The organism is Vibrio sp. 10N.222.49.A3, from assembly GCF_041475145.1.
Taxonomy (GTDB): Bacteria; Pseudomonadota; Gammaproteobacteria; order Enterobacterales; family Vibrionaceae; genus Vibrio; species Vibrio tasmaniensis_A.
The window spans coordinates 13,559-29,604 of the sequence record NZ_JBFRVM010000014.1 but is presented as its reverse complement, the minus strand read 5'-3'; the positions used below and the strand labels follow the sequence as shown (position 1 = coordinate 29,604).

The 16,046-nt window shown below is 44.0% G+C and carries 14 protein-coding genes; 8 read left to right on the top strand and 6 right to left on the bottom strand.

Going from position 1 to position 16,046, the window contains the following annotated elements; translation table 11 throughout:
* Window positions 1-170: 170 nt before the first annotated feature.
* Window positions 171-689: a GNAT family N-acetyltransferase gene (locus AB4589_RS01520; protein ID WP_371709296.1), complete on the top strand. Its 519-nt coding sequence runs from the start codon at window positions 171-173 to the stop codon at window positions 687-689.
* A gap of 113 nt (window positions 690-802) precedes the next feature.
* On the opposite strand, the gene AB4589_RS01515 is transcribed toward AB4589_RS01520, so the two are convergent.
* On the bottom strand, window positions 803-1,249 hold the full coding sequence (locus tag AB4589_RS01515) for a DUF417 family protein (protein ID WP_017102879.1): 447 nt from the start codon (window positions 1,247-1,249) through the stop codon (window positions 803-805).
* Window positions 1,250-1,530: 281 nt separating this feature from the next.
* Here AB4589_RS01515 and AB4589_RS01510 point away from each other — a divergent pair, with 281 nt between their 5' ends.
* Entirely contained in the window at window positions 1,531-1,893 is a 363-nt protein-coding gene (locus AB4589_RS01510) for a RidA family protein (protein ID WP_017101776.1), read from the top strand.
* Window positions 1,894-1,976: 83 nt separating this feature from the next.
* Here the strand turns inward: AB4589_RS01510 and AB4589_RS01505 are convergent, their stop codons facing one another.
* A complete protein-coding gene (locus AB4589_RS01505) occupies window positions 1,977-3,563 on the bottom strand; it encodes a BCCT family transporter (RefSeq protein WP_009845503.1) in 1,587 nt (528 codons plus the stop codon).
* Window positions 3,564-4,013: 450 nt separating this feature from the next.
* On the opposite strand from AB4589_RS01505, the gene AB4589_RS01500 reads away from it, so the two are divergent.
* Window positions 4,014-7,172, top strand: a complete 3,159-nt coding sequence (locus AB4589_RS01500) for a chitinase C-terminal domain-containing protein (protein ID WP_372099134.1) — start codon at window positions 4,014-4,016, stop codon at window positions 7,170-7,172.
* Between the two features lie 295 nt (window positions 7,173-7,467).
* Window positions 7,468-8,931: a sensor domain-containing diguanylate cyclase gene (locus tag AB4589_RS01495; RefSeq protein ID WP_017082077.1), complete on the top strand. Its 1,464-nt coding sequence runs from the start codon at window positions 7,468-7,470 to the stop codon at window positions 8,929-8,931.
* 135 nt (window positions 8,932-9,066) lie between these two features.
* Here the strand turns inward: AB4589_RS01495 and AB4589_RS01490 are convergent, their stop codons facing one another.
* Window positions 9,067-9,321 (bottom strand): YgjV family protein, encoded by a 255-nt coding sequence (locus tag AB4589_RS01490; protein WP_010430226.1) that lies wholly within the window; start codon window positions 9,319-9,321, stop codon window positions 9,067-9,069.
* A 268-nt stretch (window positions 9,322-9,589) separates the two neighbouring features.
* On the opposite strand from AB4589_RS01490, the gene AB4589_RS01485 reads away from it, so the two are divergent.
* The 3 genes from AB4589_RS01485 (at window position 9,590) to AB4589_RS01475 (ending at window position 12,004) form a co-directional block, all read left to right on the top strand.
* Window positions 9,590-10,180 carry a DUF4136 domain-containing protein gene (locus tag AB4589_RS01485; RefSeq protein WP_372099133.1) on the top strand — a complete coding sequence of 197 codons (591 nt, stop codon included), beginning with the start codon at window positions 9,590-9,592 and terminating at the stop codon, window positions 10,178-10,180.
* Window positions 10,181-10,358: 178 nt separating this feature from the next.
* Window positions 10,359-11,543: a serine hydrolase gene (locus AB4589_RS01480; protein WP_372099132.1), complete on the top strand. Its 1,185-nt coding sequence runs from the start codon at window positions 10,359-10,361 to the stop codon at window positions 11,541-11,543.
* 167 nt (window positions 11,544-11,710) lie between these two features.
* A complete protein-coding gene (locus AB4589_RS01475) occupies window positions 11,711-12,004 on the top strand; it encodes a YkgJ family cysteine cluster protein (RefSeq protein WP_017076090.1) in 294 nt (97 codons plus the stop codon).
* Window positions 12,005-12,098: 94 nt separating this feature from the next.
* On the opposite strand, the gene AB4589_RS01470 is transcribed toward AB4589_RS01475, so the two are convergent.
* Complete coding sequence (locus tag AB4589_RS01470) at window positions 12,099-12,995, bottom strand: LysR family transcriptional regulator (RefSeq protein ID WP_372099131.1); 897 nt, start codon at window positions 12,993-12,995, stop codon at window positions 12,099-12,101.
* 104 nt (window positions 12,996-13,099) lie between these two features.
* Here AB4589_RS01470 and AB4589_RS01465 point away from each other — a divergent pair, with 104 nt between their 5' ends.
* Window positions 13,100-13,480: a DoxX family protein gene (locus AB4589_RS01465; protein ID WP_372099130.1), complete on the top strand. Its 381-nt coding sequence runs from the start codon at window positions 13,100-13,102 to the stop codon at window positions 13,478-13,480.
* Between the two features lie 84 nt (window positions 13,481-13,564).
* Here AB4589_RS01465 and AB4589_RS01460 read toward each other — a convergent pair whose 3' ends face one another.
* Together AB4589_RS01460 and AB4589_RS01455 are read right to left on the bottom strand one after the other, a co-directional pair.
* On the bottom strand, window positions 13,565-15,247 hold the full coding sequence (locus tag AB4589_RS01460; RefSeq protein ID WP_372099129.1) for a pseudouridine synthase: 1,683 nt from the start codon (window positions 15,245-15,247) through the stop codon (window positions 13,565-13,567).
* 151 nt (window positions 15,248-15,398) lie between these two features.
* Window positions 15,399-16,019 (bottom strand): glutathione S-transferase family protein, encoded by a 621-nt coding sequence (locus tag AB4589_RS01455; RefSeq protein WP_009845492.1) that lies wholly within the window; start codon window positions 16,017-16,019, stop codon window positions 15,399-15,401.
* Window positions 16,020-16,046 lie beyond the last annotated feature (27 nt).

The following is a 16,046-nucleotide window of genomic DNA, read 5'->3' as shown; positions in this document are numbered from 1 at the left end:
TGACTGGAGCAGATCACTTCTATTAAAAAATATCTTCCTATGCCCACTAGAACCTCACTTTCAGCTGCTAACTCTGAAATAAGTAGTGACGTACCGTTTACTCAGAGATTTGGGTACTCGAGTTTCAATCGTAGGCAAGGCTTTCGAAATAACCATTGGGAGTATTCGTTATGGATGTATTTTTGCATTTACTTCAAACAAGTGATGCTAGTGCGCTCTTGGAATTTGAAGTAGACAATAGAGATTGGTTCGAGATGTCTGTACCACCACGGGAAGAAAGTTTTTATTCACTTTCAGGTGTAGAGAAGCAGATTGCTAGTTTTTTAGCGGAATATGAAAGTGATGAGATGATTCCTATGTTGATAAAAGATGAACAAGGGATTATCTGCGGTAGGATTAATGTACGTGATATCGACCAGAACGCTGGAAGTGGGGAGCTAGGTTATCGAGTAGGTCGACCCTTTGCTTCAAAAGGCATTGCGTCTAACGCGGTGAGGAAGTTACTTATCTATTTGGCGGAGCAATCTTCCCTTAAATATGTGGATGCCTATGCGTTAGGGGGTAATGTTGGTTCCAACAAGATTTTATCCAAGGCCGGTTTTGGCTTAGTAGAGCGTGTAGAGAATTACGCGTTATTCAAAGGGCAAAATCAAGACGCTAATTATTATCGTAAGGTGTTAGCTGAGTAGCTGAGTATCAGTGCCTTATTCATTAGAAGCTGGCAGCGTCCTTCTAGCCAGCTTATGGTTTTATGTTACTAAAAATAGATCTTTAGGTTTACGGCCACTTATTAGGTTTACATTTACTTCTGAGGTTTGTTACGTTCGATTACGCTAATAGCGATAGCCAAAAACAGAATATCTTTCACTAGGAAGAAGTTAGTGACTAAGATGCCATCCGATACTTTCCAAACGTTTGGCGTGGTGACTAGAAAGCTCAGTGTCACAACAAAGATAGCCGCTGCTGCAATACCTGAGTAGAAAGCAATAGTCGGCTTCTTAAATCCCACGATCAATCCAATCGCGACGATGATCTCTGCACCACCCACCATGTTAGACACTGCTTGTACCGAGAATAGATTGTAAAGCCAGTTCATTGCTGGGTGGTTTGCAATTAAAGGCTCAATTAGCATCGCTTCAGTTGGCGTAAACTTGTAAATACCAATCCAAGCTAACACTAATGCTACACCAATCACGCCTAGGTTGTATCCGACATTACTCTGTTTTAAATCATAGGTTTGAACATGCATAAAAGTACTCCATTTAATAAAATCTCTGAATATGACCGCAAGAGTTCAGATTAAATTTCGCGTTGAGAGTGATACTTAATATATTTATCTACAAACTCAATAGATGGTGATTTATTGTTTTGATATTAATGCGTAGGCTAGTGATGTTGAACACCAAAGTCATAGGTTGGCGATAGTGCTGTTTAGCAGGTACTACGAGCTTTCTAATTTTTGTTTTCAATGTTAGGAATTTGGATTAGATTACGCTGATGTGCACCCTAATTATAAGAAGAGTATAACCTGTGAAAATTCATAGAATTAATCCGACCAAGCGTTGGTCTGATGTGACTGTGTTTAACGGTATTGCAAGCTTTGTTGAAGTACCAGAGACGGATACAACGGCAGGAATTAAGAATCAGGTTCAGCAAATCTTCGAACAAGCTGAAGAAATGATGAGTTTGGTAGACAGCGATAAATCTCGTGTATTGTCAGTGACTATTTACCTAACGGATTTCGCTAACTTTGATGCACTCAATGAAGTGTGGGAAGAGTGGTTCCCTGAAGGCTGCGCGCCAAGCCGTGCGTGCGTGAAAGCAGAACTCGCTAACCCTGAACTATTGGTTGAGATGTCATTCATGGTTGCTGCTGGTGAAAAGTTTCAATAAGCCGAAATCTCGGTAGATACAAGCGCTAGTAGACATAACTATTAATAAAGTCGATAGCGTAGAACACTAAATCGGATTAGGTATTAAGCGAGACCTTGATCTCTTGCCATCTGCTTCGCGATCTTCGGTGCATGCCATAGACATGGCAGCAAGATAAACGAAACAGGAACGGCAGTGATCACAATGAACGACTGCAGAGCTGAGATGCCGCCAGAGCCCATTGAGATAAGCGCGATAGCCACTGCCCCCATAATGACGCCCCAGAACGTTCTAACTGCTGAGTTAGGTTCTGTAGTACCAGTCATTACTACACTGATGGTGTAGGTCATTGAGTCACCTGTGGTCACAATGAACGTGGTCGTCAGGATAAGGAACAGGATTGCAATCAGAGTCGGGAACGGTAGTTGCGAAGTAATAGCCAGTAGTACAGCTGGAAGGTTGAAACCTTCGAATGCGCTAGATATTACGCCTGGGTTCTCTAATTCAAACGCTAAGCCACTACCACCAACAATGCTGAACCAAAAACAAGTCACAAGCGGTGCAACGATGCTGATAGAAACGATCATTTGGCGAATAGTTCGGCCACGTGAGATACGAGCAATGAAGATCGCCATCATTGGGCCATAACCTAAGAACCAACCCCAGAAGAATACAGTCCAGCCACCTAGCCACGCAGTATCTTGGCGGTATAGCGCCATTGGGATAAAGTTGTCGACCATTTCACCGATGCCTTGTAGGTAACCATCAATGATAAAGCTGGTTGGGCCAACAAGGAGAATGTAAACGATTAGGCACACCGATAAGATGATGTTGTAACGGCTTACCAGTTGGATGCCTTTACTTAGACCACTTAATGCCGACAGCGTGTACATTGCAATAGCGAATAGAATAACGACGCTTTGGGTAGCAAAGCTATCAGAAATCCCAAACAGTTCGCTCAGCGCGTAGCTGATTTGTAGGCCAAGGAAGCCGATAGGGCCGATTGTACCTGCGGCTACTGCCACAATGCTGCACGCATCAACGACGTTACCAATCCAACTGTTGATTGCCTTGTCGCCCAGTACTGGGTAAAGCAGGGTGCGTGGCTTAAGAGGAAGGCCTTTTTCGTAGTGCAAGTACATAAGCACAATCGAAGAGAGACCACCTAAGATAGCCCATGCAAGGAAACCCCAGTGCATGAAAGATTGTGATAGTGCATTGAATGCCATCGCTTGAGGGTCTGCATTGCCATACAGCGGTGGAGCTGAAACAAAGTGAGCAATTGGCTCTGCAGCTGCCCAGAACACGCCACCACCCGCAAGGAGTGTACATAGGACGATAGACATCCATTTAAACGTGGTCATTTCTGGTAGGGCAAGCTTCCCTAAACGAACATGGCCTGTGCGACTTAGTGCAAGCACTAAACCGATAATGAAATTGAGTAGTAGTAGGACTTGCCAGAAAGCACCGAACCATTTAGTTGAGTAACTAAAGCCGATGTTGACAAGTTCGGACAATACGGAGGTGTTGGTGAAAGCAAGGATGACAAAGAGGGTCAGGAAACTGCCACTCAGCCAAAAGACTGGGTTTCCGAGTTCCAGCTTTTCACCCAAAGATTGAGCTCTATTGAAATCGATAGAAGTAGATTCTGCGTTGATGTTTTCGTTGGCGACTTGCGTCAAGTTGGACATTATTTCTTCGCTATATTTGGCTCTTTCAAGCCTATGTATTTCTCCCACATTCGGATAAAAATGTGAGGCTCGTCAAAAAAGCCGCTGATACTAACATATTTGTAATCAAAAAGTGGGCGATTTCATAAAATAATCCCAAATCGCCAAGAATTCCCTACTTTTTGGTTAGTTTTGATACGAATTTTTCTCAAACTCAAATCACATTTCTGACTTTTGAGACATTATTTTTTTAGCTTTCCGAAATAAATTAATATTAGTTGTTGGTGCAAAATAAGTGTCGAATCATTGCATGCTATAAACAAATTAATGCGAGTCATTTTATAAATAGTAAATATTTTAGGTGTTTAATTGGCACTGTTACCTACAGTTGTTTTGCGAAGGAATTTAAGTGGCAAAAAAAGTGTCATTTACTTTAAATATCTTAAAACAACAACTTAAGGGACTGCAAACATGCACCTAAATCAAGGACGAGTGGCCAAAAAGGTTTTTACACTCAGTACTCTCACTGCGTCATGCTTAATGGCTTTCAATAGCTATGCGGCTGTGGATTGCTCAACGTTAGAAGCGTGGGATCCTGCCACGGTTTACACCGGCGGCGATCAAGTTTCACATGACGGTAGTGCTTACAAAGCCAATTATTGGAATCAAAATAACAACCCAAACCAATTCGAAGGTGACCATGCACAATGGAAGAAGGTTGATGTGTGTAGCGGTGGTGGTACGCCCAATGAAGTGCCAACGGCTTCGCTAACGACTCCATCAGCCTCTGACATAATCACTGAAGGCGATAACGTGGTGTTGAGTGCAACGGCGCTAGATTCTGACGGCAGTGTTACCTCGGTTGAATTCTTCATTGATGGAACTTCAGTTGCGGTTGTAACAGCTGCACCTTTCGAAGCGGCTTGGGCTGCAACGTCTGGTAGCCATCAGGTTTCGGTTGTTGCTACAGACAATGAAGGCGCGGCTAGCTTAGCGAGCGCGGTCTCTATTTCTGTCGATTCAGTTACACCTGGAAATGAAGCGCCGACAGTATCGGTTGCGCTTTCTGCATCTTCGGTTGATGTTGGTGGTGTGGTAACGCTTACCGCAACGGCAACAGACAGCGATGGTACGGTTGATAAGGTCGATTTTTATGTGGCAGGTTCTTTAGTCGGAACGGCTGCGACAAGCCCATACACGCTTAACTACACAACCACTCAAGCGGGTTCTTTAGCGGTTTACGCAAAAGCGACTGACAATCAAGGCGCAACGACAGATTCAGCGCTGGCTTCTTTGACGGTGAATGGCGTACCAACGGTGAGCACTTGTCGACCTGATGGCTTGTATCAAACTCAAGGTGTCGATGTTCCTTATTGTACGATTTACGATGATGAAGGCCGTGAGAAAATGGGCGCGGATCACCCACGTCGTGTCATTGGTTACTTCACCAGCTGGCGTGCAGGGGATGACCCACAAGCTGCTTACCTAGTAAATGACATTCCTTGGGAACAACTCACACACATTAACTACGCTTTCGTGAGCATCGGCTCAGATGGCAAAGTAAACGTGGGTGATGTGAACGATCCGAACAACGCAGCGGTTGGTAAAGAGTGGCCGGGCGTGGAAGTTGACCCAGCATTAGGCTTCAAAGGTCACTTCGGTGCATTAGCGACAGCGAAGAAAAAACACGATGTTAAGACTTTAATCTCAATCGGTGGTTGGGCGGAGACCGGTGGCCACTTCGCCACTGATGGTAGCCGAGTGGCTGATGGTGGTTTCTATACCATGACGACCAATGCTGACGGTTCTATTAACCATCAAGGTATCGAAACATTCGCAACTTCAGCGGTTGAAATGCTTCGTAAATACCAGTTCGATGGTCTAGATATCGATTACGAATACCCGACGTCAATGGCGGGCGCAGGTAATCCGTACGATAAAGACTTTATGGAACCACGTCGTCAATACCTATGGGCTTCTTACCAAGTGTTGATGAAAGTGTTGCGTGAGAAGCTTGATGCAGCCTCTGCGCAAGATGGCAATCACTACATGTTAACGATCGCGGCGCCTTCTTCGGGTTACCTACTGCGTGGTATGGAAACATTCGATGTAACCAAATATCTCGATTACGTAAATATCATGTCTTATGACCTTCACGGTGCGTGGAACGATCACGTAGGCCATAACGCTGCGTTGTTTGATACAGGTAAAGATTCAGAGTTAGCACAGTGGAACGTATACGGCACAGCGGCTTACGGCGGTATCGGTTACCTGAATACGGATTGGGCCTACCACTACTTCCGTGGTTCTATGCCAGCAGGTCGTATTAACATCGGTGTGCCTTACTACACACGTGGTTGGCAAGGTGTAACTGGTGGTGAGAATGGTCTTTGGGGCCGAGCAGCACTGCCAAACCAAGCTGAATGTTCAGCAGGCACTGGTGAAGGCGAGAAGAACAACTGTGGCCATGGCGCAATTGGTATCGATAACATGTGGCACGATACTGATCCGAAAGGCAACGAAATGGGTGCAGGTTCAAACCCAATGTGGCATGCGAAGAACTTAGAGAAAGGCATTTGGGGTTCTTATGCAGCAGCTTACAAGCTTGATCCTGTTAACGATCCTTCAGATGTTCTAATGGGGACTTACACGCGTAACTATGACAGCGTGGCTGTTGCTCCTTGGTTGTGGAACGCAGAGAAGGGCGTATTCCTTTCAACGGAAGATAAAGATTCTATCGATGTGAAAGCCGATTACGTTATCGACAAAGAAATCGGTGGCATCATGTTCTGGGAACTAGCAGGGGATTACAACTGTTACGTACTCGATGCGAACGGTAACCGAACTTCAATCGATACAACCGAACAGGCGTGTAATAGCGGAAACGGTGAGTTCCACATGGGTAACACTATGACGAAAGCTATCTACGATAAGTTTAAGTCAGCTACTCCATATGGAAACAAGGTTGCAACGGGTGCTATCCCAACGGAAGCATTAGATATTACTGTTTCTGTAGGTGGCTTCAAAGTCGGTGATCAAAACTATCCAATTAACCCTAAGATCACGTTTACAAACAATACAGGTCAAGCGCTTCCTGGTGGTACTGAGTTCCAGTTCGATATCCCAGTGTCTGCACCTGATAACGCAAAAGATCAATCGGGCGGTGGTTTGTCTGTGATTGCTTCTGGTCACACTCGTGCCAATAATATTGGTGGTCTAGATGGTCCGATGCACAGAGTAGCGTTTACATTACCTGCATGGAAAGAGCTTCCTGCTGGTGGTGTGTATGAACTCGATATGGTTTATTACTTGCCAATTTCTGGCCCTGCAAACTATACAGTGAATGTGAATAGTGTCGATTATGCATTTAGCTTTGAGCAGCCGGATCTACCACTGGGTGATATCAGTACTGGTGGCGGTAATCTTGGTGATGGCGGTACCAACCCAGGTACATGCGATACTGCGGGTTTAGCTGTATATCCCGACTTACCTCAGAAAGATTGGGCGGGTAACCCAAGCCACGCAAACACGGGCGACCAAGTGGTTCATAACGGTAGTGTTTATCAAGCAAACTGGTGGACAAGTGCCGAGCCGGGTAGTGATGGTAGCTGGACTCAGGTTTGTTCTTAATTTAATGCTAACTAATCCATTTATAGACAATAGATCGCAGTAATAGCCAGTAAATACGAATGCTTTTAAGTCTATTTATCAGGGTTTTAGTGTAATTTAAGTCATCAACTTCAACGTAAAATTAAAACGCCGAACTGAATCCAGTTCGGCGTTTTTGCTTTAAGTCACAGATTGCGCATAGAAACCCTTAAAAATATCGACACTCGTTCAGTAAAAAATAAAACCATGATATAAAACAGTCTGTATATAAGAGAAGTCACAGCGTTACCTAAAATTATAAATCTATGGGGTAATCTTGAAAGTCAGACGTAAATACATTCTTAGTTTTTCCATTGCGCTCGCCATTGTGTCGATGATTCTTTCGGCCTTTCAATTTAACCGAACTGAAAGGTCACTGTTGGAATCCAACCAGCTATTTTTTCGAACGATTGTGAATGCGAGTTACGATATTGTCGACACAACAGTTAATGAGGCGATAAAGACATATCTCAAAGGAATTACCGATACCGTTGCGTCCCATGTATGGCATGCCACACCGGAACAAGAAATTGAACAAGTAAGCCAGATCGCCAGTGAACTGCACATTGGACAATCAGGTTATATCTATTTGATGTCACCGCAAGGCGTTCACCTCTACCATCCTTTCTTGCAAGGAAAGAAGCGCGGGCATCTTACTCATATCCAAAAACAGCTCAGTATCGACTCTGGTATGATCGAATACTTTCACGCTAATCCGCATGAGATAAGTCGGCGTGCAAAAGTTGCCTATTCGATGAGGCTACCGAGTGGCAATACTTTGGTCGCGACGACCTATAAAGAAGAATTGATGTATTTGGTCGATCTTGAAGGCTTAAAAGATAAGCTGAGAAAGTACGCGTTCGGTGATAGCGGATATGTGTACATTATTGATCTTCAGGGTAACTTAGTCCTTCATCCTGATTATGAACACAAATCATTGAAAGCCTTGATAGGCTACTCGTCCGAACTGCTCATTGATCGAATCGCAACCCAGCCCGAAGGTCACTTTAGCTATTCAATTTCCAGTGACAATGGTACGACTAACAAAAACGTCTTCTATAAGTTTTACCCCTATCTGAATTGGGTCATTTCCGCCGGTATTTTAGAGCAGGAGCTCAATAGAAATCATAGTTTGCTGTTCATTAGTTTAATGGCTTTGGTCGTGAGCCTATTGAGCATTATCATCGTGTTGGTGCTTTACCTGCGGCATCGTCATCTCAAAATCTTGGATGTTGCGAGCCTCGATTACCTCACTGGTCTTCCTAGCCGACGGAGTTTTATCGAGCAGTTAAAGTTGAAAATTGCTCAAAGGTCGCCTTATCCGCTAACAAATGTCGGTGTCATTTTGCTTGATATTGACCATTTCAAACGGGTAAACGATCAATATGGTCATGCTCAAGGCGATAGGGTTATCTGTGAGGTCGCAAAATCGCTAAAGAGATTTGTTAATCGTCGTCGCTTGATTGCACGCTATGGCGGTGAAGAGTTTATTTTGGTGACGTTTGATTGTGATGAGCGTGAGTTATTCGAATTGTCTGAGGAACTCAGACGAAGCGTAGAGCAACTGCAAGGTTTGGTGTCACCTGTCACAATCAGTGCTGGCTGTTGTCACGATCGAGCGCTCACTGATATTGAAACAGCGATCGATAAAGCTGACAAAGCGCTTTATCAAGCAAAAGAGAGGGGACGTAACAATACTCAGACGTATCAAAAGAACGAATATCGCGTTGCTTATATGTGACCAGTTGAAAGAATCGATGTCTTCAAAGGCTAGAAAATTGGAAATCATGCTCTTGAGAACGACAGACACAAAAAAGCCCAAATAGATCGCTCTATTTGGGCTTTTTCAGAAATATTTGAAATGCTAATCGCTAATTTAAGCTTTCGCTGCTTTCATCGCTTCCGTTTTTTTTTCCTTTTGCATTTTTGCAAGGAAGTAGATGTTTACACAAGCGATGAAACCGTTGGTCGCGACCACTGGCCATGCGTCAATCATAACGCCGTATGCTGTAAAGAGAGTACAGCCAATAAAGTTAAGGACACGCAGACGAACGATATCTTTCATTGTTAATGAAATTGCGACCATAATAGATGCCGCGTAACCTAAAATTTCAACCATATTGAATTCCATTGTTTGACCCTCTTAAATTTGCCGATACTTTGTCGGTACCAATTCTTCTCTTCATGAGATGATTGAGGAAGCTCCGTGCCTCGAATGGTCTGGTTATGTTTAACGAGGTAGACTATACCAACTCTGTTTTTGTGATTAAACCCCCAAAACGGGCAGAAGTGAAGGTTAGCGATTACGCAAACGTTTAATGACCTTTCTATTAACATAATTACTATTTATGTTGGGAGGTTAATTGATATTTATTCTTATATAGGTAAGGAAGCCGCGAATGATAAAACGATCCATTTGTGCAACAAAAAGCATAAAAAAAGCAGCGTTGTTGGCTTTGATAGCGATTGGACTGACAGCATGTACCACACAAGAAATACCGCCAACACACAATTATGGTGTGGTTACCAGTGGTGATTTTGAGTTCATGAAACACGGAGTAACGACGTACTCGTGGCACCCTGAATCAGAGCAGGTTTACCTTTCTCAAAAATACGATGAGACCGTAGTAACCGATCTAGTGCGTGATGCGATTGAAGATCAACTCGCTACGAAAGGTTATCAACTGAATCAAAATGGTGCAGTTGGTGATGTTGTTGTCGGTTTTGGATTGGCCGAAGAATCAGAGTTAAATGATGATTCGATTTTCGATGCGATTAAGCTTTCAACAGGGGTGCCATTTTATGATGGTGACGGAAAGTTCGCCGAGAAAGGATCGCTGTACATTGCTTTTTTCGTACCTAACTCTCAGGTCGTACAATGGCAAGCATTAGCACAGTCTGGCATTCAACCTGATTTAGAGCCTAGCGAGAGTAAACAGCGCATTACTGGCTTTGTTGAAATGTTATTTAGACGCATGCCTGAGCGATAGAATAAGGCGTTGGATGTATTCGTTGAGTCAATATTAGTTGTTGAAAATATGGTCAGATCGCAGATTATACTTTTTTATTTGTAACGAATGGTACAAATACGTAAAGCAACGTAAAGTTCGCGCTTCTTTTGCTAGCATTTGTCTATACTGCTCAAAACGTTAACTTAGGTTTGATTCAATGAAACTGTTTTCCAAATACTCTCTCCCTCTATTAAGTATATTCATTGTAAGTAACGCAGCGATGGTAAGTAATGCAGCTATCGCAGCACCTTCTATAGTACCAAACCCACCTAGCCTAGGCGCAAAAGGGTATGTGTTAATTGATTTTAATTCTGGTGATGTGCTGGTAGAAAAAAACGCACACACTAAGTTAAACCCAGCGAGTTTGACCAAACTGATGACTAGCTATGTGGCTGGGCAAGAGATGCAGCGAGGCAACATCTCGGCTGACGATCAGGTACGAATCAGCGAGAACGCGTGGGCGAAGAACTTCCCTGACTCTTCAAAAATGTTCATCGAAGTGAACACCGATGTAGCAATGATGGACCTTTACCGCGGCCTGATTATTCAATCAGGTAACGATGCGAGTGTTGCGATTGCGGAACACGTTGCGGGCTCACAAGATGCATTTGTGGATCTTATGAACTCTTGGGCCACGTCTCTGAAATTAGAAAACACCCATTTTGCGAACGCGCATGGTTTAGACGCTGACGATCTTTATTCGACTCCTTACGATATTGCATTATTAGGTCGTGCGATTATTCGTGACTTACCGGATGTTTATGGCTTATACAGCGAACGTTCGTTCAGTTACAACGGCATCACACAACACAACCGTAATGGCTTACTGCGTGATAGAAGCTTGACGGTTGATGGCATGAAAACGGGTTACACCTCTGGCGCTGGCTACAGTTTAGCGAGTTCGGCGACACAAGGTGAGATGAGACTTATCGCGGTTGTTATGGGCGCATCAAGCGTTAAGAGCCGTGAGTCAGACAGCAAACAGTTGTTGAGCTATGGCTTCCGCTTCTTCGATACTCTAAACCCGCATCAGGGTGGAGATGAAGTCGCTGAAGAGAAGGTATGGTTTGGTGCTAAAGATACATTGAAGCTGGGTGTTGCAGAAGACACGTTTATCACACTGCCTAAGTCAGACAGTAAAAAGTTAACGGCATCGATTGAACTTGATTCTGAGTTGAAGGCACCGATTGCAGAAGGTCAAACACTAGGTGTGGTTCATTACACAGTCGATGGTGAAGATGTGCAAACTCAGCCATTGATTGCGCTAGAGGCTGTTGAACAAGGTGGAATATTCAAACGTCTGATGGATTACGTTAAGTTGTTTTTCGCGAGCCTATTCTAAATAGGGTCGTTATTCAGCTAAAACGAGAAAACTTAATGGGCGTTGCGAGCAAATCACAACGCCCATTGTTATTTCTACATCCATGAAAACACCGTCATCTACTTTCTTTATTAGCCGTAGCGGACGGTTTCGATTACTATACGCAAAATTTAGCAGTGTAGTCACTTATGACCATAGAGATAAAGAACGTAACCGAACCTGAAGTAACTTGTGCCAATTGTCAGGCATGCTGTTGTCGTTTAGAGGTTATGATCATCACAGATACCGGCGTTCCTGAAGAGCATATTGCTTATGACGAGTGGGGCGGCGAAACCATGCTGAGGTTAGATGACGGTTGGTGCTCTGCGGTAGATAGAGAAACACTGATGTGTACTATTTACGAAAACCGGCCTTGGATCTGCCGTGAGTTCGAAATGGGCTCTTACGAGTGTGTGGAACAACGCACAGATGTTATGGGCTAAGTACCATCTTAATGTTTGATTGGTCGTTTATAGAGGCTTGATGAGTTATTGATTGATCGATTGATCGATTGGTTGATTGATTTCTGGTTGAGCTCTAACTGTTTGTGGAACTTAAACACTCCGCAATAAAATCAATAAATACTCGAATTCGTTGGGGCAAATAATCACTTGCATGGTACACCGCGTACATAGGCAAGTAGTCATTGCTCCAATCTTCTAATAACTGCGTTAATTCCCCAGTCTCTACAAATTCTTTGCCCATCCAATCCGGTAAAGCAACCACACCTAAACCCTGTCTCGCCATTTTAAGCAACATTTCTGGACTGTCTGACGTGAAAATTTGGTTTACTTCCATACTGGTGCATTGGCGATCTTTGTCTTTGAAACGCCATTCGTTTGCAGGGTTCATCAGAGAATAAGTTAAGCACTTATGCTGGCTAAGATCTTGCGGATGTTTAGGTTTTCCGTGATTTTTTAAGTAATCGGGCGATGCAAAGTAGTGAACTCTATTGTTGAAAAGAAAGCGAGCTTTTAACCCTGAGTCTTCAAGTTGTGATGCTCGAATGGCGACATCTATATTGTGTTCATTTAGGTTAACAATACGGTCGTCGACACTGAGGTTAATGCAGATACCTGGGTGCTGTTCAATGAAAGCTTGAAGCGGCTCACTGAGTAACATCGATGAAAAGGCACTTGGCGCAGATATCTTGAGCTCGCCTTCTACGGATTCTGTCTCACGCTTGAGCTTGCTTTCTATGGCAGACATCTCTTCGAGCAAACGGGAGCAATATTCTAGGTAATCTTTCCCTACATGAGTGAGGGATATCTTGCGGCTGTTTCGTTGAAACAGAGTCATCCCTAAGTCACTTTCCAACCATGCGATCTTCTTACTAACCGCACCCTGTGTCATGTTTAACTTATTGGCGGTTGCGGTGAAGCTATTCAGTTGCGCGGTTTCCACAAAGATACGAATACACTCAATCTTATCCATCTTACTCACCTTGTGTTTATCTATTCCAATTTGGAATCTTTACTATCATGAAACTAGCATTTATCACCTTAATTATGAATGATTAAATAACATCGTTGAAATTAATGATTCTTATAGAGGTAGGCGGAATGAGTACAGTAATAAGTATTTTGATGGTGATGTTCTTTGTGTTGGCGAGCTCAATCAAGACGCTTGGTTGGCAAAAGAAGGTCTTTGAAATTCAGCTTGGTTTCTTTAAAAGCTATGGCTTGAATAGAAAGATCATGTTTCTCGTGGGGTTAGTCGAATTGACCGGAGCGGCTCTCTTGATTTTAGCCCTATGTGACACCTCACCAGCACAGACTCAATTGATGGGTGGTGCAATATTGGGGGCTACTTCGATAGGGGCGCTTTATTTCCACTTACGCTTTGATACTTGGAAGGTCGGTATTCCCGCGATGGTTACTCTGTTGGGCTCTGGCTTCTTGGTCATTGCAGCGTACTAAGTTTATTCGTATGTAGCGATAGAGGTGAGAGGCAAAGAAAAGAAGAGTAGAGTAGGGCACGAAGCCCTACCAAATAGAAATCATTTAAAACTCAGAAGGCACTTCAAATTCCATCCATTCACCGGTTGTCGGGTGAATCAGCTTTAGGTAGCCAGCGTGCAGGTGTAAGCGCTCGCGTTTGTATCCGTATAAGTCGTCACCACGAATAGGCACACCAAGCCCTAATGGGTGAGCGCAGTGCACACGCAGCTGATGGGTACGGCCTGTTTTCGGATACAGATGAACCTTGGTTTTACCATTGCTGGTACCAATCGCTTGCCAATAGGTGTCTGCGTTTCGGCCGTGTTCATGGCAAACCAGTTGTCTTGGTCTGTCTGTGATGTCACCGCGTAAAGGCAGGCTGATATAGCCAGATACACCCGTTATCTCACCATCTAACAAAGCGGTGTAGCGCTTGTCGACGGTTCTATCAATGAATTGCTTCTGAATGTTCTTGTTTGACTCCGCCGTGAGCGCCAAGATCAACAAGCCTGACGTCGACATGTCTAATCTATGGATGATCAAAGGCCCTGTTGCATTCGGGTAACGCGCTTTAATGCGTGTATAAACCGAGTCTTCGATAAACTTGCCGGGAACTGAGAGAAACTCCTCAGGCTTATTCACCACCACGATCTCGTCGTCTTCATAGACAATATCAAACGACTTACCAACCGCAGGGTTCACGATAAGCGGATTATTTTCTAATTCAATATGAGTTAGCTGGTGGTCGAGGATCTCAAAGCTTTTACTCTGACAAACCGGGTAGAGGTTTGCGTGTTGTCGAATGATATCTGTAGGCGGTAATCCCCACCAAAACTCAGACAAAGCTAATGGCTTAAACCCGTGTTCAAAAGCAAAGTTAAGCAGCTTGGGCAGGCAACAGTCGCCAGAGCCTTCAAGAGCGTCTTTGCCATCTAACAATTCAAGTAGGCTCTTTGATTCGAGAGCTTGATCGATAAAGCGATAGTGAGAGAGACGTTGAGTTTCTAACTGTTCTGAAATGGCTTGGTGGTCTTGCTTACGGTTTTTCAGTTCGCTTTCGATCAAATCAACTTGCGATTGGCGTTCTGCGATCTTGTGCTTCCATTCGATACGAAGCGCTTTTAGGTCGCGTTTCTCTTGGCTACTTTGATTGCCCAGTTGTTTGAGCAAATTCGCCGCTGACTCTAGATTCCCCAATGCCTTTTCTTGATTGGCTTGCTCTCTGAGTTCGTTACGTTGAGCTTTATTCGCGGTCATCGCCAACTGAAAGGCTTCGATAGCTTGTGCTGATTCGACTGTTAACTCTTCAAGCTCAGCTACTAATGCGTCTAGGTTATGCGATTGTTGTAGCTTCTTAATGTCATCCGCTAGTTGTGATTGGCGAGCGAGGTTTGCACTATTGTGAGATTGAAACTGTTCTGAATCGAAGGCTGGTGGAACAAAGTTAATGTTGTTTAACTGAGAGGTCAAAGACGGATATAACTGCAAACCTGAAAACGCAGAAAGGTAACCTAGCTCTTGTGTAGTTGGGTTCTGAATAAGAAGCACGGCGTAGAGGTTGCCTTGCGATGTTTCATTCACACCGCAGTCGAGTAACGACTGCTGAAGTTGCTGCATGGCAAACTCACACGTTGGATGTGGTGTGTAGTAGTACGGAAACGTAAAACGAGTCGGTAGCGGTAAGTCTACATTCGTATTGTCGTTTTTTAGGTGCAGTGGTGTGTATTGAGCAAGGTTTGCTGACATGAAGATCAAACTCTATGGCTGTTCAGTTAGAGTTCGGTATTGTTGTCGAAATGAAGGCAAATGAGAAGCCAAAGCGAAAGATAAATCGGCTTTGGCTTCATTTAGTTGCTTGTGCTTATCCGAAGCGCGTCCGAGCTTGGTTGAAACTCGATCAGTTCGAGTGTTCTAGCTCTAGTTGCTCGGCTTTTTGGTAAGCAGGGTGGCTCGTTAAAAGATCACCGTATTTAGCAATGTTAGGGTAGAGCGCAGTGGCACCGAAGTTACCCACGATTTCTACGATGAACGACATCATGAAATCGGCACCCGTCAGAGTATCAGCAACAAGGTAAGTTTTACCTTCAAGCGCTTCGTTGACAAAGGTTAGGATCTTTTGGTTTTCATCATCAGCGTAGCCGCCAAGGAAATTAGTCTCGCAACCGTCTTTCATCACAAAGATTTTAAGTAGCATTGGCAGAATACCAGAGCTTTCAGCGAAGTGAAGCCACTGTGAGTATTCCACGTAGTCAGCGGTGCCGCGCACTGGTGCGAACTTACCTTGACCGTATTTGTCGATTAGGTACTCGGTGATAGCACCAGATTCGCTGATCACGACGCCATCGTCTTCAATAACCGGAGATTTACCAAGAGGATGAACGGCCTTCAATTCTGGTGGCGCTAGAAACGTTACACTGTCTCGTTGGTATGGTTTGATTTGGTAATCTACTCCAAGCTCTTCCAATAGCCAGATGATGCGTTTTGAGCGAGATTTGTTTAGGTGATGCAAAGTAATCATGATTTTACCTAGTTAACTGGTTCAGTT